General features: G+C 52.8%; 15 protein-coding genes. 11 read left to right on the top strand and 4 right to left on the bottom strand.

The window, feature by feature from the left end:
* Positions 1–224: 224 nt before the first annotated feature.
* On the bottom strand, positions 225–1,373 hold the full coding sequence (locus tag ACM67E_RS02890; protein WP_416192127.1) for a polyamine ABC transporter substrate-binding protein: 1,149 nt from the start codon (positions 1,371–1,373) through the stop codon (positions 225–227).
* Positions 1,374–1,693: 320 nt separating this feature from the next.
* Between ACM67E_RS02890 and ACM67E_RS02895 the strand changes: the two genes are divergently transcribed.
* A complete protein-coding gene (locus ACM67E_RS02895) occupies positions 1,694–2,233 on the top strand; it encodes an RNA pyrophosphohydrolase (protein WP_416192128.1) in 540 nt (179 codons plus the stop codon).
* A gap of 180 nt (positions 2,234–2,413) precedes the next feature.
* Here the strand turns inward: ACM67E_RS02895 and ACM67E_RS02900 are convergent, their stop codons facing one another.
* On the bottom strand, positions 2,414–2,641 hold the full coding sequence (locus ACM67E_RS02900; RefSeq protein ID WP_416192129.1) for a hypothetical protein: 228 nt from the start codon (positions 2,639–2,641) through the stop codon (positions 2,414–2,416).
* A gap of 226 nt (positions 2,642–2,867) precedes the next feature.
* Between ACM67E_RS02900 and ACM67E_RS02905 the strand changes: the two genes are divergently transcribed.
* From ACM67E_RS02905 to ACM67E_RS02915, 3 genes are all read left to right on the top strand, one after another.
* A complete protein-coding gene (locus ACM67E_RS02905) occupies positions 2,868–4,853 on the top strand; it encodes a DNA topoisomerase IV subunit B (protein WP_416192725.1) in 1,986 nt (661 codons plus the stop codon).
* A 134-nt stretch (positions 4,854–4,987) separates the two neighbouring features.
* Positions 4,988–5,659 (top strand): cold shock domain-containing protein, encoded by a 672-nt coding sequence (locus ACM67E_RS02910; RefSeq protein WP_416192130.1) that lies wholly within the window; start codon positions 4,988–4,990, stop codon positions 5,657–5,659.
* 158 nt (positions 5,660–5,817) lie between these two features.
* A complete protein-coding gene (locus tag ACM67E_RS02915) occupies positions 5,818–6,381 on the top strand; it encodes a cysteine hydrolase family protein (protein WP_416192131.1) in 564 nt (187 codons plus the stop codon).
* Between the two features lie 131 nt (positions 6,382–6,512).
* Here ACM67E_RS02915 and ACM67E_RS02920 read toward each other — a convergent pair whose 3' ends face one another.
* Entirely contained in the window at positions 6,513–8,042 is a 1,530-nt protein-coding gene (locus ACM67E_RS02920; RefSeq protein ID WP_416192132.1) for a helicase HerA-like domain-containing protein, read from the bottom strand.
* A gap of 244 nt (positions 8,043–8,286) precedes the next feature.
* On the opposite strand from ACM67E_RS02920, the gene ACM67E_RS02925 reads away from it, so the two are divergent.
* Together ACM67E_RS02925 and pheA are read left to right on the top strand one after the other, a co-directional pair.
* Complete coding sequence (locus ACM67E_RS02925; RefSeq protein WP_416192133.1) at positions 8,287–9,522, top strand: multidrug effflux MFS transporter; 1,236 nt, start codon at positions 8,287–8,289, stop codon at positions 9,520–9,522.
* A gap of 160 nt (positions 9,523–9,682) precedes the next feature.
* Positions 9,683–10,765 carry a prephenate dehydratase gene (pheA, locus tag ACM67E_RS02930; RefSeq protein WP_416192134.1) on the top strand — a complete coding sequence of 361 codons (1,083 nt, stop codon included), beginning with the start codon at positions 9,683–9,685 and terminating at the stop codon, positions 10,763–10,765.
* A 214-nt stretch (positions 10,766–10,979) separates the two neighbouring features.
* On the opposite strand, the gene serS is transcribed toward pheA, so the two are convergent.
* On the bottom strand, positions 10,980–12,272 hold the full coding sequence (gene serS / locus ACM67E_RS02935; protein WP_416192135.1) for a serine--tRNA ligase: 1,293 nt from the start codon (positions 12,270–12,272) through the stop codon (positions 10,980–10,982).
* A gap of 506 nt (positions 12,273–12,778) precedes the next feature.
* Between serS and putP the strand changes: the two genes are divergently transcribed.
* From putP to ACM67E_RS02960, 5 genes are all read left to right on the top strand, one after another.
* Positions 12,779–14,296 (top strand): sodium/proline symporter PutP, encoded by a 1,518-nt coding sequence (gene putP, locus ACM67E_RS02940; RefSeq protein ID WP_416192136.1) that lies wholly within the window; start codon positions 12,779–12,781, stop codon positions 14,294–14,296.
* A 284-nt stretch (positions 14,297–14,580) separates the two neighbouring features.
* Entirely contained in the window at positions 14,581–17,079 is a 2,499-nt protein-coding gene (gene cas3, locus ACM67E_RS02945; protein ID WP_416192137.1) for a CRISPR-associated helicase Cas3', read from the top strand.
* A 21-nt stretch (positions 17,080–17,100) separates the two neighbouring features.
* Complete coding sequence (cas5c, locus tag ACM67E_RS02950; RefSeq protein ID WP_416192138.1) at positions 17,101–17,745, top strand: type I-C CRISPR-associated protein Cas5c; 645 nt, start codon at positions 17,101–17,103, stop codon at positions 17,743–17,745.
* Positions 17,742–19,106, top strand: coding sequence for a type I-C CRISPR-associated protein Cas8c/Csd1 (cas8c, locus tag ACM67E_RS02955; RefSeq protein WP_416192139.1), 1,365 nt, complete (start codon positions 17,742–17,744; stop codon positions 19,104–19,106). Before cas5c ends, cas8c begins: the two co-directional genes overlap by 4 nt.
* Positions 19,107–19,149: 43 nt before the next feature.
* The gene (locus tag ACM67E_RS02960; RefSeq protein ID WP_416190995.1) at positions 19,150–19,956 is read left to right on the top strand and encodes an integrase core domain-containing protein; all 807 of its coding nucleotides are present in this window, start codon (positions 19,150–19,152) and stop codon (positions 19,954–19,956) included.
* Positions 19,957–19,959 lie beyond the last annotated feature (3 nt).

The raw sequence follows: 19,959 nt of genomic DNA on the forward strand, positions 1-19,959 counted from the left end.
GTTTACGGTGACGCTGCCTTTATGCGACTCCGTACTCCGGATAATAAATGCCGCTGAAAAATAAAAAAACCGTTTGCGCACCAAATGGCTTCCCCGGCAAAACAGAGTCGTACCGCTTACGGCATCTGCGGCTTGGTGCAAACAACACTATTTTTCTTACATAAAATCAAAAGGCCGTCTGAAACCAATTGGTTTCAGACGGCCTTTTGATTAAACCCCCGACTTTATTGGCCGGCTTTCAAACCCTGCCACAAGCGCACGCTCAATTTGCTGGTTTCAGGTGATTTTGGCGAAATCACGAAGCTTTTGTCCATCACTTCTTTGCTCGGGAAGATAGACGTGTCTTCCGAAAGCTTGGCATCCATCAGCTTACGCGCCGGTTGGCTGGCGGGGGCATAGGTCACGAACGTACCGTTTTGTGCCGCTACCTGCGGGTCAAGCGTGTAATTGATGTATTTATGGGCATTGGCCACGTTTTGCGCATCGCGCGGAATCATGAACGAATCAATCCAAATGCCTACGCCGGTTTTCGGGGTCAGGACTTGCAGGTTCACGCCGTTTTTCGCCTCGATGGCGCGGTTTTTGGCGATGTTCAAGTCGCCGCCGTAGCCCACGGCTACGCACAAGTTGCCGTTGGCCATGTCGTCGATGTAGCCGGACGAGCTGAAGCGTTTCACGTCGCCGCGCACTTTTTTCATCATTTCAACCGCGGCTTTGAGGTCGTCGGGGTTTTCGCTGTTCGGGTCTTTGCCGATGTAGTTCAGAGCCAGCGGCATTTGTTCGATGGCGCTGTCCAAGTAGCTGATGCCGCAGGATTTCAGTTTGGCGGTGTATTCGGGGTTGAACACCAAATCCCATTCGTTTTCAGGCAGGGTTTCGCTGCCCAGGGCTTTGGCAACCAAATCTTTGTTGACGGCAAGCGTATTGATGCCCCAGAAATAAGGCACGGCGTATTTGTTGCCCGGATCGACGGTCGCCATCAGGGAAAGTAAATCGGGGTCGATGTTGCTGTAGTTGGAAATCTGGCTTTTGTCGATTTCCTGATATGCGCCTGCTTTGATTTGGCGGCCGACGTTGGCAATCGACGGTGCGACCAAGTCGTAACCGGATTTGCCGGTTAATACTTTGGCTTCCAAGGCTTCGTTGCTGTCGTAGTAGTCGTAGCGGACTTTGATGTTGTTGTTTTTCTCAAAGGCGGTCAGGGTGGCGGGATCGACGTAGTCGGACCAGTTGTAGATGTTCAGGCTGCTGGATTGCGGTGCGGCTTGTTGCGGTTCGCCGTTTTGGGAGGCTGTCGGTTCGGCAGGTTTGTCAGAGCCGCCGCAAGCCGCCAGCGCAAGGGTGATGCAGGCGGTCAGTAGGGTTTTTTTCATGGAATACAGTCCTTTTGTGGGGAAGTGGAATAAATTGCAGCGGTGGGCAAAGGATTGAACCTTTAAACCACATACAAAAGGGAAACTGTGGTGGGGGCGGCAGGCGCCGGATACCTCGTGCCGCCCTTGATTCAGCAAGCTTGCATTAGACGTTAAAAACCTTTGAAATGCAATAGTTTAAACGCGGTAAAATGACACTTTTGCGGGCGTCTTCCGCTATGGTTTTCATCCCAAAGACAAAATTTTTCAGACGGCTCCGCAAACGGTGTATCGATTTGTCAAAACCGTCTGATTTATGGGAAAATCGCAGGATTAAATTTTTGAAGGGCGAGACCGTGTTAGACAGAGAAGGCTATCGCCCCAATGTCGGTATTATCCTTACGAACGATAAGAATCAAGTATTTTGGGGCAAGCGTGTGCGCGAGCATTCGTGGCAGTTTCCGCAAGGCGGCATCAAGCCGGGCGAAAGTCCGGAAACGGCGATGTACCGCGAATTGCTGGAGGAAGTCGGTCTGTTGCCGCAACACGTGAAAATTTTAGGCCGCACGCGCGACTGGCTGCGTTACGACGTGCCGTCGCATTGGGTGCGCCGCGAGTGGCGCGGCTCGTACCGCGGCCAAAAGCAGATTTGGTATCTGCTGCGACTGGTTGGCCGCGAGAGCGATGTCAACCTGCGCGCCACGCAGCATCCCGAGTTCGACGGCTGGCGTTGGCATGACTATTGGGCGCCTGTGGATGAAGTGATTGATTTCAAAAGAAATGTCTATCTTGGCGCACTTTCCGAACTGTCACGCTTTTTGCGCGGTTTGGAATCGTTCGGCAGTTTTCAGCAGGCGAGGCAGACACAGGGGCGCGGCTGACGCAGGCCGTCTGAAATGCGGCTTTGCCGGTGTCCGTAAACCGTCGGTGCCGATGAGCACCCGCCATGCGGTCGAACCGGGCGGCATTCCGCCAACGTGTGTTCATAAAAGCCGGTGTGCATAAATCAGATGCCGTCTGAAAAATATTTTTCAGACGGCATCTGCATCTTTCAATTTGTATCAGCGACGGTCGTCATCACGGTCATCGCGGTCATCGTAGCGGTCATCACGGTCGTCGTAGCGGTCATCGCGGTCATCATCACGATCATCGCGGCGGTCGTCACGGTCGCGGTCAGACTGTTCGATACGCGTGTCGTTGCGGTCGTCGTCGCGGTCACGGTCGCCATCGCCGCCGCAAGCACCCAACATTAATGCGGATAAGGCCAAAGCCAGCAGTGATTTTTTCATCTTCGTCCTTTGTTTTCGGGTTGACAGGTGGCAACAGTCTATAATCAAACCGTCCGACGGTAAACACGGTTAAGGTTAATATTTGTTCGGGCAGCGGGTGCAATGGGCTGCCATGCCGTCTGAAAAGCGCGGAAACATGTTAAAATCCCGCCTTTCCCGGCATCACGAATGCTTAGCCGCGCACATTTTCAGACGGACGTCTGAAACGCTTTCCACTAGAAAAAACATCATGACTCAGAACCAATACTCCGAATCCAGCATCACCGTCTTAAAAGGCCTCGATCCCGTCAAAGAACGCCCGGGCATGTACACGCGCACGGAAAGTCCGACGCATATTTGTCAGGAAGTCATCGACAACGCCGCCGACGAAGCGCTCGGCGGGTTCGCTACGGAAATCAGGGTGGAAATCCACGACGACGGTTCGCTGTCGGTGCGCGACAACGGGCGCGGGATTCCGGTGGGGCTGCACCCCGTGGAAGGGCTGCCGGTGGTGGAACTGGTGTTCACCCAGCTTCACGCGGGCGGAAAGTTCAACAAGAAAAGCGGCAACGGCGCGTATGCTTTTTCGGGCGGTCTGCATGGCGTGGGCGTGTCGGTCACGAACGCGCTGTCGAAACGGCTTGAGGTAACCGTAAAACGCGAGGGCAAAATCCACCGCATCGCGTTTTCAGACGGCCATGTCATTGAACCGCTGGCGGAAACCGGCAAATGCGCGGTAAAAGACAGCGGCACGGAAGTGCGCGTGTGGCCGGACGGCAAGTATTTCGAAAGCCCGAATTACAGCATTCCCGAGCTAGAACGCCTGCTGCGCGCGAAAGCGGTGTTGCTGCCGGGCGTAACCGTGTCGCTCACGCGCACGCCCAAAGGCCTGTCTGAACCGCAAACGCAGACGTGGCACTATCCCGACGGTCTGAAAAGCTATCTTGCTGATTTAATTGAAGAAGCGCAGGAAGCCGTGCCCGTATTCTCCACCGAAAACTATGTTTCAGACGGCCACGACGGGGATTTCAGCGCGGGCGAAGGTGCGGCGTTCGCGCTCACTTGGCTGGAAGAAGGCGCGTGCAACAGCGAAAGCTATGTCAACCTGATTCCCACGCCGCTGGGCGGCACGCACGAAGCGGGCTTGAAACAGGCCGTGTTCGGCGCGGTGAACAATTTCATCAACCACCACAACCTGCTGCCGCGCGGCGTGAAAGTGCAGAGCGACGACGTGTTCTCGCGCGTGGCGTTTGTGTTGTCCGCCCGCGTGCTCGACCCACAGTTTCAGGGGCAAACCAAAGACAAGCTCACCAACCGCGACGCGCTCAAGCTCGTGGCCGCCGTGTCGGGCGACCCGCTCGAATTGTGGCTGAACCAAAACGTCGAGTTCGGCAAAAAAATCGCCGACCTCGCCATCAAACAGGCGCAGGCGCGGATGCGTTCCGTGAAAAAAATCGAGAAGAAAAAAGGCAGCGGCGTGGCCGTATTGCCCGGCAAACTCACCGACTGCGAAAGCGAAGACATCCGCGAAAACGAGCTGTTTCTCGTGGAAGGCGACTCCGCCGGCGGTTCGGCCAAACTCGCGCGCGACAAGGCCACGCAAGCCATTCTGCCCCTGCGCGGCAAGGTTTTGAACAGTTTCGAAGTGCACGCCGACCAGCTCTTCGGCAACGCCGAAATCCACGACATTTCCGTCGCCATCGGCGTCGACCCCCACGGCGCGAACGACAGCCCCGACCTCAGCGGCCTGCGCTACGGAAAAATCGCGATTTTGTCGGATGCCGACGTGGACGGCTCGCATATTCAAGTGCTGCTGCTCACCCTGTTCTACCGCCACTTCCCCAAACTCGTTTCAGACGGCCACATCTACGTCGCCCAGCCGCCGCTGTTCCGCGTGGACGTGAACGCGCAGGGCAAGTCCAAACCCGCCCGCAAATTCTACGCGCTCGACCAGGCCGAACTCGACGGCATCCTCGAACGCCTGCAAAAAGAAGGCCTGTCTGAAAACAAATATTCCATCAGCCGCTTCAAAGGCCTGGGCGAAATGAACCCCGACCAGCTCAAAGACACCACCATGCACCCCGATACCCGCCGGCTGTTGCAGGTGCAGATACCCGACGGCGCGCACGAAGAAACCCACGGCATCTTCGTAAAACTGATGGGCAAAGGCGAAGCCGCCAGCCGCCGGGCGTGGATGGAAGCCGAGGGGGATACGGCGGAAGTGGATATTTGATTTCGGTTTTTTAAATCGAGATGAAAGGCCGTCTGAAAATTTAATGTGGTTTTCAGACGGCTTGTGTGTGAATTGGACGGTATCGAGACAAAATCAAAATACTGTCTGAAATTTTAATAAAAAAGGAAAACAAAATGCGTTACTTAGGGAAAATCGTTCGCTGGAATGATGAAAGGGGTTTCGGCTTTATCAAGGATGTGCAAACCGATAAAGAATATTTCGTCCATATTTCTGAATTTGCCGTTCAACAACCGAGACCGCAGGAAAACGAAGAAGTGTCTTTTACCCTCATCAAGGGTAATCAAGGTAAATTGGCGGCCGGAGCGGTCGAATATGTCCGACGCCCGCAAGCTCAAGTTAAACGGACGGTTCGAGGGAAGAAGCGTACTTCGGCAAATGTCTCTGTTCTACCGTTGGCGTGTATCGGTATATTACTGCTCGCTTTTGGAGGATATTTTGTTTTCCAGCAATGGCAGGACAGAAAGGCTGCTTCGGTAAAAACCTCGTCGGTTGCGGAAGTGGCGGAGAAAATGAAGCAAGAACGGAAAATGGAAAAAGAACCTCCTCGTCAGCAGGTTATGCAGATACCGCAGGAAGTGGTCGATGCTGCCAATGAGCGCGCGAAAAACATGGTTTTAACGGAAAAAGCAAGTCACTATCGATGTGATGGCAGAAAATATTGTTCGCAAATGACTTCGTGTGAAGAAGCTGAGTTCTTTTTGGAAAATTGTGGTGGCGCGGTTCAAATGGAGATGGACGGCGACCGTGATGGCATTCCTTGCGAAAGACAATGGTGCGGCCACTAACCATGCTGTCTGAAATTTCAGACGGCCTGTTCCTAAAAAAGAATCGGGTCGGTATTGACCCGATTCTTTTGTTTTTTGATTCGAAAACCGCTTTCAACCTCACGAAAAGCAGACTAAACTCAACCGCTGTGATTTGAATTTTTTCCATAAGGAGTGGCATGATGAAAACCGCATTACTGATTGTCGATTTCCAAAACGATTATTTCCCGAGTTTCGAGGGCGCGAAATTTCCGCTGGTCGGTACGGAGGCTGCGGCGGAGCAGGGGGCGAAACTGCTGAACCTGTTCCGTGGGAAAAATCTGCCGGTATTCCATGTGCGCCATGTGTTTGCCGGCGAAAATGCGCCGTTTTTCGAGGAAAACAGCGAGGGCGTGAAATTTTATCCGGCATTCGAGCCGAAAGCAGGCGAGGCGGTGATTACCAAGCATGAAATCAACAGCTTCCGCGGCACCACCGATTTGCACGCGCAATTGCAGGAACAAGGCATCGAGCGCCTGCTGATTATCGGCGCGATGAGCCATATGTGCATCGATGCGGCAACCCGTGCGGCGGCAGACTTGGGCTACCGGTGCCACGTTGCCCACGACGCATGCGCGACGCGTGATTTGGAGTTCAACGGCAAAACCGTTCCCGCAGCCGATGTCCACGCGGCTTATATGTCGGCGTTGGCGTTTGCTTATGCAAACGTGGATACGGCGGATAAGCTGGCGGAATTGGTCTGATTGTTGCATAACATAAGCCGTCTGAAAGGTTTTCAGACGGCCTACGTTTTTTGAGACGGAAAAATATTTTTCGACACAGTCAGGCCGTCTGAAAATTTTTCAGACGGCCTTTGATGCTCAAGCTCAAACCATTACTTCAGGAAGCCTTTGATAATCCCCATCACGCTGCGTGAGATGGCGTTGGTGACTTGGCGGTTGATTTGGCTGCCTACCGCGTCGGCGACATTGTAACCTACGCCCTGGCCGGATTTTTTCCGGCCGCCCATCAAGCCGCCGAGGAAACCGTCGAATGCGCTCGGTTCGGCATTGGCGGTCTGTTTTTCGGCGGCTTTCTGCGCCTGTGCCTGCTCTTTGGCCGCTGCTTCGGCAGCTTGGGCCGCAGCCTGCTGGCTTTCGGCTTCGGTCAGGGCTTCGAAGGCGGAGTAGTTGTCGATCATGTCTTTGTAGGTAGGGTACAGATCGTCGCTTTGGAACGCGGCGTCGCGTGCTTCTTTAGAGAGCGGCGTCAATGCAGATTGCGGCGGTAAAACGTAGGCACGTTCTACCGGTGCGGGCATGCCTTTTTCGTCAAGGAAGGAAACGAGGGCTTCGCCCACGCCCAGTTCGGCGATGGCTTCGGCCACGTCGATGTTCGGATTGCTGCGGAAGGTTTCGGCGGCGGCACGCACGGCTTTCTGGTCGCGCGGCGTGAACGCGCGCAGGGCGTGCTGCACGCGGTTGCCCAATTGGCCGAGAATGGTATCGGGCAAGTCGAGCGGATTTTGGGTAACGAAATACACGCCCACGCCTTTGGAACGGATCAGGCGCACGACTTGTTCGACCTGCTCGACCAGCGCGGTGGCGGCGTTGTCGAACATCAAATGCGCTTCGTCGAAAAACATCACGAACTTCGGTTGTTCCAAATCGCCGACTTCGGGCAGCATTTCAAACAGTTCGGCCAGCATCCACAGTAGAAACGCGCTGTACATGCGCGGGCTGCGCATCAGTTTTTCCGAATTCAGGATATTGATGACACCTTTGCCGTTTTCAGACTGCATCCAGTCTTCGAGGTTCAGCGCAGGTTCGCCGAAGAAATCGTTCGCACCTTCGTTTTCGAGCGTAAGCAGCTGACGCTGAATCGCGCCGATACTGGCGGCGGAAACGTTGCCGTATTGGGTGCGGTATTCGGCGGCGTTGTCAGAAACGTGTTTTAACATGCTGCGCAGGTCTTTCAAATCCAAAATGTGCCAGCCGCGGTCGTCGGCGACTTTGAACACCAGATTGAGCAAGCCCTCTTGGGTGTCGTTCAGGTTCATCAGGCGCGCCAAGAGCATCGGCCCCATTTCAGACACGGTAACGCGCACGGGAATGCCGGTATCGCCGAACACGTCCCAAAAGCGCACGGGGAAATTCTGAAGCCATGCGTCGCCCAAACCGAATTCGGCAATGCGCTCGCCCACCTTGCCGCTGTTTTGTCCGGCTTGAGAAATGCCCGACAAATCGCCTTTCACGTCAACCAGAAAAACGGGAACGCCTTCGTTGCTGAAGGCTTCGGCCATGCGGCGCAGGGTAACGGTTTTGCCCGTACCGGTCGCACCGGCAATCAGGCCGTGGCGGTTGGCCATTTTGCCTTGGATTTCGAGTGATGCGCCACCGGCGCGGGCGATAGGGAAGGTGGTCATGCGGTTTCCTTTCGGATTCGGATAAGAATGTAAACACTTATTTTCTTATGAAATGCCGCATGGCGCAATGTTTTTCAGACGGCCTTTAAAACCGTAAAACCAGGCCGTCTGAAAAAAAACGCAATCGGTTTCGGTTGAATGTTTTCAGACGGCCTTGTGCTTTCAAATCAAACGGATATGGACTATAATTTCGAGTTTTTCAACCGCTCTGTGCGGTTTGTTTGGATGTGGACGGAAAGAAGTGATGACTGCTGCGAAACAGCCTTTGGGCGAAAAGCAGATGGCGGTATTGATGGCGATGTTGATTGCGCTGATGCCGTTTTCGATTGATGCGTATTTACCGGCGATTCCCGAAATGGCCGAAAATTTAGGCTCGAATATCCACCGTATCGAGCAGAGCCTGAGCATGTTTATGTTCGGCACGGCGTTCGGGCAGCTGGTCGGCGGTTCGGTATCCGACATCAAAGGGCGCAAACCGGTGGCTTTGGCCGGACTGACGCTGCATTTTCTCAGCGTGTTGGGGCTGACGATGATTACCAACGTCGAGCAGCTGCTGACGCTGCGTGCGTTGCAGGCTTTCGGCGCGGGCATGACGGTCGTGGTGGTGGGTGCGCTGGTGCGCGATTATTACGACGGGCGCAAGGCCGCGCAGATGTTCGCGCTCATCGGCATTATCCTGATGATTGTGCCGCTGATGGCACCGATGGTCGGTGCCGTGTTGCAGAGTTTGGGCGGCTGGCGCGCGATTTTTTGGTTTTTTACCGTATACAGTGTTTTGCTGCTGGTGTTGGTGTCGCTGTTTCTGCCCAAACCGACGCGTACCGACAAAATCAGCCGCGAGATTTTTGCCGTGGTCGGCGGCAGGTTCAAGCATGTGCTGCGCAACAAAGGCGCAATGGGTTATCTGTTTTTCCAAGCATTCAGCTTTGCGTCGATGTTTGCGTTTTTGACCGAATCTTCTTTTGTTTACATGAATCTGTATGAGGTGTCGTCACACGGCTATGCGTGGATTTTCGGCCTGAATATCATCACGATGGCCTTGTTCAACCGCGTAACGGCGTGGCGTTTGAAAACGGGCGTTCATCCGCAGAACATTCTGCGCTGGGGCATTATTCTCCAGTTTGCCGCCAATTTACTGATGGTGGTCTTGGTGTTGCTGGCGGAGTTGCCGCCGATGTGGGCGTTGGTGGCGTGCGTGATGGTGTCCGTCGGTACGCAGGGCTTGGTCGGAGCCAATACCCAGGCGTGTTTCATGAGTTATTTCAAACAAGAGAGCGGCAGCGCGAATGCGGTGTTGGGCGTGTGCCAATCGGTCATCGCCGCCGCCGTCGGTATGCTGACGACGTGGCTGCACAACGGCACCGCCTTGATTATGCCGGTGGTGATGCTCTCGGCGACGGTGTGCGGTATCGTGCTGTTGTGGGTATGTTCGCACGAGGCGTGGATTGAAAATGACAAAAACCATGCCGGGTTTAAATAAAAATTCTGCTTTTATTTGAACGGCGCAACGAAATACCGTTTCAAAGCAAACATTGGGCTTTAATGCTTTAATTTCCGTCATCAGGCCGTCTGAAAGCCTTTCAGATAGCCTGTTTGATGATAAAATCCGTCCATTCACGAAACCAAGCAAGAGAAACACGATGTCGGTTGATGAGCAGCTCAAACCTTACCGCGATGCGATTGACGAAATCGATGCCGCCGTATTACGCCTGTTGAACGAACGCGCCCAACACGCCCATACCATCGGCGAACTCAAAGGCACGGGTACGGTGTACCGTCCCGAACGGGAGGCCGCCGTATTGCGCCGTATTCAGGCATTGAACCAAGGGCCGCTGCCCGACGAATCCGTCGCGCGGCTGTTCCGCGAAATCATGAGCGAATGTCTGGCGGTCGAGCGTCCTCTGACCATTGCGTATCTCGGTCCGCAAGGCACGTTTACCCAACAGGCCGCTATCAAGCATTTCGGCCACGCCGCCCATACGCAGGCCTGCACGACGGTGGACGACTGCTTCAAGCTGGTGGAAACGCGCCAAGCCGATTATTTGGTGGCACCGGTGGAAAATTCGACCGAAGGCTCCGTCGGCCGAACATTGGATTTGCTCGCCGCCTCTTCGCTCAAAGCCTGCGGCGAGGTGGTGGTACGCATCCGTCACAATTTAATGCGAAAAAACAGTCATGAAATCAATGGGGTAACCAAAGTATTTGCCCACGCGCAAGCATTGGCGCAATGCAATGACTGGCTGGGGCGCAACCTGCCCAAGGCCGAGCGGATTCCCGTTACCAGTAATGCCGAAGCCGCACGCATGGTGGCTGAGTCCGACGACGGCACGTTGGCGGCCATTGCGGGCATTACCGCCGCGGAAATTTATCGTCTTGATATTGCCGCCGAATGCATTGAAGACGAACCGAACAATACCACGCGTTTCTTGGTGCTCGGCCATCAGGATACCGGCAGTACCGGCCACGACAAAACCTCGCTGGTGATTTCCACGCCCAACCGTGCCGGTGCCGTGATGGGCTTGTTGCAGCCGTTTACCGATTTGGGCATTTCGATGACCAAATTCGAGAGCCGCCCGAGCAAATCGGCCGTGTGGGAATACCTGTTTTTCATCGACATCGAAGGGCATCAAGACGACGAACGGGTGCAGAAAGCTCTGCAGTTGTTGGGCGAACGCGCTTCGTTTGTGAAAGTGATCGGTTCGTATCCTGTGGCGGTTTTATAGTCGTTTTGATGTATCAGGTGTACACGGCGTTCGCTGCTGCCCTGTTTTAATTTCTGTTTCAAACGGCTATCTAATGGGTTACGTTTGGCTGTTGACGGCTTGTTTTGCACGGGTAATGACGGATTGGAAATTTTTTGAATAAAAGCCCCGGTCTTCATAATAAAAGGCCGTCTGAAAGAAAACTTTCAGACGGCCTTTATCTATTCAGGGTTATTTATACGGACAATTTTGTCGCGCCGCCCATATAAGGCTGCAATGCGGCTGGAATATTGATGCTGCCGTCGGCATTCTGGTGGTTTTCCAAAACCGCCACCAAAGTGCGGCCGACCGCCAAGCCTGAACCGTTTAAGGTGTGTACCAAGCGGTTTTTGCCGTTTTCGTCTTTGAAACGCGCTTTCATGCGGCGTGCTTGGAAGTCTTCGCAGTTGGAGCAGCTGGAGATTTCGCGGTAGGTATTTTGCGCGGGTACCCACACTTCCAAATCATAGGTTTTGGTCGCGCCGAAGCCCATGTCGCCGGTACACAAAGTAATCACGCGGTAGGGCAGTTCCAAGGCTTTCAAGATGTTTTCCGCGTGGCCGACCATTTCTTCCAAGGCTTGGTAAGAGTCTTCCGGGCGCACGATTTGCACCATTTCCACTTTGTCGAACTGGTGCTGGCGGATCAGGCCGCGCACGTCTTTGCCGTATGCGCCCGCTTCGGAACGGAAACACGGCGAATGCGCGGTCAGCTTCAGCGGCAGTTTTTCAGACGGCACAATGCTGTCGGCTACGGTATTGGTGAGCGTCACTTCCGCCGTCGGAATCAGGTATTGCGTTTTTTTGCTCTCGTCACCGCCTCGGGTCACATGGAACAAATCTTCGGCAAATTTCGGCAATTGTCCGGTACCTTGTAAGGTTATGTCATCAACGATATACGGCGTGTAATGCTCGGTGTAGCCGTGTTGCAGCGTGTGCGTATCCAACATGAATTGCGCCAATGCACGGTGCAAACGCGCGATTTGGCCTTTCATCACGGTAAAACGTGCGCCCGACAAACGTGCGCCACCTTCAAAATCCAAGCCTAACGGTTCGCCCAAATCGACATGGTCCTTGATGTCGAAATCAAATTTGCGCGGCGTGCCGACTTTGCGCACTTCCACGTTTTCCGTTTCGTCTTTGCCTTGCGGCACGCTTTCGTGCGGCAGGTTCGGGATGGTCAGCAGCCAAGCGTCCAATTCCTGCTGCACCGCTTCCAAATCTTTGGCTGCCTGTTCCAAATCCACCTTGATTTGCGCCACCTGATCCATGGCTGCCTGGGCATCCTCATGTTTGCCCTGACCTTTGAGCGCACCGATCTGCTTGGAAATACTGTTGCGCGCCGCCTGTAATTCCTCGGTTTTTACCTGCACCGCCTTACGCGCTTCTTCCAAAGCCTGAAAACGCGCCGTATCGAATTCATAACCGCGTGCCGCCAAACGGGCAGCCACCGCATGGGTGTCGTTGCGCAAAAGTTGGATGTCTAACATGAATCTCTCTCGATAACTAAAAATATGAATGGCGGTATTGTAAACCAAATCGGCGGGATTTTCAGTAGCCGGGCATTTCGGGAAAAGCCGGGGAAAGGCCGTCTGAAAAGTATTTTCCGATGGTTTTTTCAGACGGCATCTTTGAATGGTTGAAGATGGATGTCCGATTTTTCATTCTTTAAGAGAGACGGAATTCCGTTTGTACCAGGGGAGGGAGTACCAATGTTCGCTGAAAATGCTGAAAAATAATCTTAATCGCATAAATTTTCTCTATGGGAAAATTCAAAAAATGAACTTTGTTGCTTTGCAAGCCAACGGAATTGCGGTATGCTGGAATGCAATATTTACAAATCTTGATGTAATTTAAACATCTATGATTGTAAATGTAGTGAATTTGTCATGAAGCATATAAATGGCTCGTGACAATCAGTGTTTTTTATCAGAACAAAAAATCTCAGATTCCATATCTGCTTATTTAGTAAGTTTATTAAAATGAGGAGCGATACATGAATCCCATGTATATCACGTTTGGTTTATACCTGATTGCGGTGCTGCTGATCGGCCTGGCCGCTTATTTTTCCACCCGCAATTTCGACGACTACATTCTCGGCGGCCGCAGCCTCGGCCCGTTTGTCACCGCGATGTCGGCGGGTGCGTCCGATATGTCGGGCTGGCTCTTGATGGGTCTGCCCGGTGCGATTTACGCGGTCGGCTTGAGCGAGGCATGGATTGCCATCGGCCTGACCATAGGCGCATGGCTCAACTGGCTGCTGGTATCGGGACGCTTGCGCGTACACACCGAATACGCCAACAACGCCTTGACCCTGCCTGATTATTTTTTCCACCGCTTCGGTGCGAAAGGGCAGGCGATGAAGGTTATTTCCGCGGTTATCATTTTGTTTTTCTTTACGATTTATTGTGCTTCGGGCGTAGTGGCAGGTGCGCGCCTGTTCCAAAGTCTGTTTGAAGGCATGAGCTACGAAACCGCCATCTGGCTGGGGGCGGGTGCGACCATTGCCTACACCTTTATCGGCGGTTTCCTGGCCGTGAGCTGGACGGATACCGTGCAGGCGACTTTGATGCTGTTTGCCCTGATTCTGACTCCTGTGATGGTATATCTGAGTTTGGGCGGTGCGGAAGAAATGAGCGCGGCAGTGCAGGCCGTGGCCGCCACTACCAGCAAGGAGTACGGCAGCCTGTTTGCCGGAACGACATTCTTAGGCATTATTTCCACCGCGGCATGGGGCTTGGGTTATTTCGGCCAGCCGCACATTTTGGCGCGTTTTATGGCGGCTGAAAATGTGCAATCGCTGAAAAGCGCGCGCCGCATCGGCATGACTTGGATGATTGTCTGCCTGGCCGGAGCCGTGGCCGTGGGCTATTTCGGCATCGCCTATTTCGGCGGCCATCCTGAGCAAGTGGGCGCAATGGAAGGCAACAACGAACGCGTGTTCATCGCCTTGGCCACCTTATTGTTCAATCCGTGGATTGCCGGCGTGATTCTGAGCGCGATTCTGGCGGCAGTCATGTCCACCCTGTCGTGTCAACTGCTGGTCTGCTCGAGTGCGATTACCGAGGACTTCTACAAAGGCTTCCTGCGCCCGAATGCAGAGCAGAAAGAATTGGTATGGGTCGGCCGTATCATGGTGTTGGCCGTGGCAATCATCGCCATTTTGATTGCGGCCAATCCCGACAGCAAAGTCTTGGGGCTGGTGTCTTACGCATGGGCAGGATTCGGCGCGGCGTTCGGCCCCGTCGTGATTCTGTCGGTATTCTGGAAACGCATGACCGCCAACGGCGCATTGTGGGGCATGATTGCCGGTGCACTGGTGTGCGTGGCATGGGCGGAATGGGCGAACCCTGCGCTCAAAGCCGCAGGCATGGCGACCATGTACGAAATCGTTCCCGGCTTTATCGCCTGTTGGCTGACGGTTTATATTGTATCGCTGATGGGTAAAGAACCTGGCCGGGAAGTGGTTGAAAAATTTGAAAAAGCCGATGCCGATTACCGCGCAGCAAACTGATTTGGATTAGTAACAAAGGCCGTTTGAAAAGGGATTTTCAGACGGCCTTTTTGTCAATATTTTATATTTTATTGATTCGTAATATTTTTGATGAAAATTACTTAATAAACAGTTACAATTATTTGGCATATTGGAAAAAGGATTAATCTAGTTAAATGGAACTTATGGTGCACCTGTTGCTTAATACGCTAATGTATTAAGTCGGCAGTTATGTTGTGAAGACAATGGAAAGAATATCAAAATAAAGGCTGCCAAAAACTCGGCAAAGCGGAAAGGAGAACGTTTTGATTTCAGAATATATCGCCCACGTGCGCCAAGACAAAACCGGCAGGTGGGTATTGCATCTTTTAAAGGAGCACTTATCGCAGGTCGCCGTTTTGGCGGCGCGGTTTGCGGGTGGACGCGGAGGCGAATATGCCAAGGCGGCAGGTCTGTTGCACGATTTGGGTAAGGCGCAGCAGGCGTGGCAGCGTTATCTTGCGGAAAAATCCGGTTTTGAAAAAGAAAATGTCCATTTGGAGGATGTGGAACGCACCAACCCTCAGAAAATTCCGCATTCTACTGCGGGCGCACAATATGCGGTTAATCAATTGGAGCCATTGATAGGGCATATATTGGCCTATCTGATTGCCGGACATCACGCAGGTTTGGCGGACTGGCATGATAAGGGCAGTCTGAAAGCGCGTTTGCAGACGGCGGATAAAGAGCTGGCGGATGCTTTGCGGGGCTGGCGTGAAAGCGGCTTAGATGAAGACTTTTTCGCGCTTTGCGAAGACAAGCTGCTTGCCGATTTTCCCGTATTTCTTTCACAAAAATTTCAAGAAGAGCTGCATATTTGGCTGCGTTTTCTGTTTTCCTGTTTGGTCGATGCCGACTTTTTAGACACCGAAGCCTTTATGAACGGCTATGCCAATGCCGATGAAGCGCAAGCGGCGGGGTTGCGTCCGAATTTTGTAGATTTAGGGGAGCTGCATACGCGTTATGAACGTTATATGGAAAACTTGGCGCAAAAAGCCAAAGATTCTCCGCTGAACCGTGAACGCAATGCGGTTTTGCAGCAATGTTTTCAGACGGCCTTGTCGGATAAAAACCTGTTCAGTTTAACCGTGCCGACCGGCGGCGGTAAGACCTTGGCAAGTTTGGGTTTTGCTTTAAAACACGCGCTGAAGTTCGGTAAAAAACGCATTATTTACGCCATTCCGTTTACCAGCATTATCGAACAAAATGCCGACGTATTCCGCAAAGTGCTCGGTTCGGATGTTGTACTGGAACACCATAGCAATTTGGAAGTCGGCGAAAATCAGGAAACGGCGAAAACACGCCTGGCGACGGAAAATTGGGATGCGCCGTTGATTGTCACCACCAACGTGCAGCTTTTTGAAAGCCTGTTTGCTGCCAAAACCAGCCGCTGCCGTAAAATCCACAATATCGCCGACAGCGTGATTATCTTAGACGAAGCCCAACAAATCCCCCGCGAATTTCAAAAGCCGATTACCGACATGATGCGTGTATTGGCATGCGATTACGGCGTGACTTTTGTGCTCTGTACCGCTACCCAGCCCGAATTAGGTAGAGATACGGATGCTTTCGGGCGGACTTTGCTCGAAGGTTTGCCCGACGTACACGAAATCGTTGCCGACAAAACCGCACTCGCCGAAAAATTCCGCCGTGTAAACATCAAACTCCCCTTAAAAGACGCGCCGAAACAAAGCTGGCAACAGATTGCCGATGAAATCGCTGAACGCGATTGCGTATTGGCGGTGGTCAATACCCGCAAACATGCCCGCAAACTGTTTGCCGCCCTGCCTTCAGACGGCATCAAGCTGCATTTGTCCGCCAATATGTGCGCCGCTCACCGCGCAGAAACGATTGCGCTGGTTCGCCGTTATCTGCGGCTTTACCGCAACGGCGGGTTGGCTAAACCGCTTTGGGTGGTCAGCACGCAATTAATCGAAGCGGGCGTGGATTTGGATTTCCCTGTGGTGTATCGCGCCATGGCGGGTTTGGACAGCATTGCCCAAGCGGCAGGGCGTTGTAACCGCGAAGGAAAATTGCCCGGATTGGGCGAAGTGGTGGTGTTCCGTGCCGAAGAAGGCGCGCCCAGCGGCAGCCTGAAGCAGGGGCAGGATATTACCGAAGAGATGATACAGGGCGATAAACTGACTGATCCGTTATCGCCTGCGGCATTCAGCGACTATTTCAAGCGTTTCAACAATAAAGGTGATCGGGACAAACACGGCATAAGCAAATATCTGACGGCGGAAACACCGACTGCCGAAAATCCGCTGGCAATCAAATTCCGTACTGCCGCAGAAAAATTCCGCCTGATAGACAACCAAGGCGTTGCCCTGATTGTGCCGTTTGTGCCGCTGGCCTGGCAGGAAGAAGGCAAAGAGCCGAAAGCGGTTGCAGCAACGGAATTGGATGATTTTTTTGAAAAATATTTAGTCGGTGTGCCGCCTGAGTCATGGCAAAGCGAGTTGGCAAAATACCGCTACCCGAGTCCGCCAGACGAACATTACGGGCAAACCGATACGCCGCCTTTACCTGAACCGTTTGAGAGTTGGTTTACTTATTTGGAAAGCGATCCGCTCAAATACAAATGGGTGTACAGAAAACTGCAACGTTACACCATTACCGTTTATGAACACGAGTTGAAAAAACTGCCCGAAAAAGCGGTATTTCCACGGGCGGGTCTGCTAGTGCTGGATTCGGGTTATTACCGCGATGTAACGGGAGCGGATTTTGACGACGATATGCCGTCTGAAAATATGGTTTTTTGAAGAACGATTGAGGGAGGATAAATGAGTTTTATCTTAGAAATCAGCGGTGATTTGGCTTGCTTCACCCGCCCCGAGTTGAAAGTAGAGCGGGTCAGTTACCCCGTTATCACACCGTCTGCCGCGCGAAATATTCTGATGGCGATATTGTGGAAGCCCGCGATTCGCTGGCGGGTGAAAAAGATTGAGATTTTAAAGCCGATTCAATGGGTCAATATTCGCCGTAATGAAGTCGGCAGCAAGATGAGCGAACGCAGTCAATCGCTTTATATTGAGGACAACCGCCAACAGCGTGCCTCCATGCTGCTGCGCGATGTGGCTTACCGCATTTACGCCGATTTTGAAATGACGGATGAAGCAGGCGCAGACGACAACTACACCAAGTTCGTCGAAATGTTCAAACGCCGCGCCGGCAAGGGGCAATATTTCCATCAGCCTTATCTGGGATGCCGAGAATTTCCGTGCAGTTTCAGATTATTGGAAAAAGCGGAAGATGGTTTGCCGCGGGAAGACATCACGCAAGATTTCGGCTTTATGCTCTACGACATGGATTACAGCAAATCTGCCCCGCGCGATTCCAACAACGCCGAGCCGATGTTTTACCACTGCAAAGCCGAAAATGGCGTGATTATCGTGCCGCCTGCCAACAGCGACGAGGTGAAACGATGATTCTGCACGCACTGACCGAATACTATCGGCGTAAAGCCGCTTCTGGCGGCGACGTTGCCCCCGAAGGATTCGAATACAAAGAAATTCCCTTTGTTATCGTGATTGACAAGCAGGGCAAATTTATCGCCCTTGAAGACACGCGCGAATTGCAAAACAAGAAAAAAATCGCCCGCACTTTTTTAGTGCCGAAAGGCTTGGGGCGGAGCGGAAAAAAATCATACGAAGTCAGCAATATACTTTGGGATCATTATGGCTATGTGCTTGCCTATGCGGGTGAAAAAGAGCAGGAGCAAGCCGATAACCAGCACCAAAGTTTTACCGCCAAAGTAAATGAGCTGAAACAAACCTTGTCCGACGATGAAGGCATCGCAGCAGTCGCCGCGTTTTTGGCCTTGCCTGATGAAAAAGCCAAAGTCATGCAGCATGACAACTGGGCGGAATGCAGCAAAATCAAAGGCTGCAACTTGAGTTTCCGCTTGGTGGACGAATCTGCCGCATTGGTTTGCCAATCTCAAGCCCTGCAAAATTATTTGGCGCAAAGCAAAGAATCCGTTTCAGACGGCATAACAAAAGGCATTTGCCTGGTAACGGGTGAAAAAGCCCCGATTGCCCGTTTGCATAATGCGGTAAAAGGCGTTAATGCCAAACCGTCGCCGTTTACTTCGGTCAATCTCGCCGCCTTTGAGTCTTACGGCAAAGAGCAAGGCTTTATCTTCCCCGTGGGTGAACAGGCAATGTTCGAATACACCACCGCACTCAATACATTGCTTTCCGGCGACAACCGCCTGCGTATCGGCGATGTTACCGCCGTATGCTGGAGCGAAAAGCCGACACCGCTGGAAACCCGTTTGCCGATTATGCTCAACGGCAGTAAAGACAATCCCGATGCCCATATCGGCGAAGTGAAGTCGCTTTATAGCAGTTTATACAACGGTCAATATAAAGAGCCGAACGCCAAAGATAAATTCTATCTTTTGGGCTTGTCGCCCAATTCGGCGCGGATTGTGGTGCGCTTTTGGCACGAAACCACCGTTGCCGAATTGTCGGAGAACCTTGCCAGATGGTATGACGATTTGAAAATGGTGCGCGGCGAAAAATCGCCGTATCCGGAATTTATGCCGCTGCCGCGTCTGCTGGGCAATTTGGTTTTGGACGGCAAAATGGAAAACCTGCCGCCCGATTTAATCGCCCAAACCACGCTGGCGGCATTAAACAACCGTCCGCTGCCCGTCAGCCTGCTTCAGACGGCATTACGCCGCAACAAAGCGGAGCAAAAAATCACCTACGGGCGCGCCGCGCTGATTAAAACCTACCTCAACCGCACAATTCGTGCAGGCCGTCTGAAAAATACTAAGGTGTAAGAAAAGCTAGCGTTGTTTACAGTATTTGAAAGACAATACTGCCATGAACATCCACAAAAATACCCGACTTACACCGCACCAACGTCAAGCCGTTTGGCGCGCCTATACACAGGATAAAATTACCGTTACTTCACTTGCCCGGCAATACCAAGTCAGCAGAGTAACCATCTACCGTATCCTCAAAGCCGCACGGCTGCAGCTGCTCACACCGCAAAACAGTACCAACAACCGGTTCAAACAAGCAAAATACGGGATGAAACGTTTGGCTAAGGTTGAAAAAGCCATCGAAGAAAAGCTCAAAAAACAGGCTAAACGCTACAACAAATCCTATCCCGGCGAAATGGTGCATTTCGATACCAAACGGTTGCCGCGGCTGAAAAACCAAAGCGTTGCCGACCCGTTCGAATACCTGTTTGTCGCCATCGACGACTACTCCCGCGAACTGTACGCAGCCATCTTGCCCGACCGTACGGCTGCCAGTGCCGCCAAGTTTCTGTTGAGGGATGTGATTGACTGCTGCCCGTACACCGTCGAATGCGCATACTCGGATAACGGAGTGGAATACAAAGGCAATGCATCCCACCCGTTTGGCGCTGCCTGCTGCCGCAACAACATCGTGCAGAAGTTTACCCGTATTGCGCGTCCGCAGACCAACGGCAAAGCGGAACGGGTGATTCGGACGCTGATGGAGATGTGGCACGATAAGCAGACATTTGACGATGCGCAACACCGGCGCAGGGAATTGTGCCGCTTTGTGAATTTCTACAATACGGTCAAGCCGCACGGCAGCTTGAAAGGCAGGACGCCTTTTGAGACTTTGGAGGATTATTTTTCTCAACCTGTTGTGTAAACA

It is taken from the genome of Neisseria sp. CCUG12390, from assembly GCF_047837985.1.
Classification (GTDB): Bacteria; Pseudomonadota; Gammaproteobacteria; order Burkholderiales; family Neisseriaceae; genus Neisseria.